Here is a 730-nt window from a genome sequence, read left to right as displayed (position 1 = left end):
TGTATATTTGTTTTATATGTCCTGCTATATTGATATCAAACTTTTCTTTAAGGGCTAATTTAGCCAAAGCACCGGCAAATACTAAAGGAGCCGTAAGCCTTCCAGAAAAATGCCCGCCTCCTCTTATATCATTAAAACCTTCATATCTAAGCATAGCGGTATAATCACTATGCGATGGTCTAGGCAATACTTTTAAATTAGAATAATCTCCGCTTCTTTTGTTTTCGTTTTTTATAATAGAAGCTATTGGCATACCTGTGCTTATATTATCCAAAACGCCTGATAATATTTCAACTTTATCGCTTTCTTGTCTTGTTGTAGAGAGTTTATTGTTTTTGGCTCTTCTTCTATCCATTTCGCTTTCTATAAAGTTATTATCTATATTTATTCCATAAGGAAATCCGTCTAATACACAGCCTATAGCCTCTCCGTGAGATTCACCAAATATGCTTAATTTTAAATTATTACCAAATACGCTTCCCATTATTTTTATATTTCCTAAAATTAATTTTTTTATTAGTATATATTATTTTTTATAAACTTTCTATATAAAAATATTTGATGACTATACAATAAATTATTATTAAATAAAATATTAATTTGTTATTGAATTTTGCTGTATTATAATTATAATCTTTATAGTTATAAAATTTTAGTAATTAAAAAAGGATATTATGATAATGGATAAAGTAAATATTTCTCTTATAGGTGTAGGCAGAATGGGGCAATT

1 protein-coding gene is annotated in these 730 nt (G+C 27.3%); it reads right to left on the bottom strand.

Annotated features, from left to right (window positions below; all coding sequences use genetic code 11):
- The coding region (locus tag GQX97_RS13135) for a chorismate synthase (protein ID WP_157152285.1) at nucleotides 1-484 on the bottom strand (484 nt) is incomplete at its 3' end.
- Nucleotides 485-730 lie beyond the last annotated feature (246 nt).

This window comes from Brachyspira sp. SAP_772 (assembly GCF_009755885.1).
Taxonomy (GTDB): Bacteria; Spirochaetota; Brachyspiria; order Brachyspirales; family Brachyspiraceae; genus Brachyspira.
The sequence above is the reverse complement of the archived record's forward strand: the minus strand, read 5'-3'. Positions and strand labels throughout refer to the sequence as shown.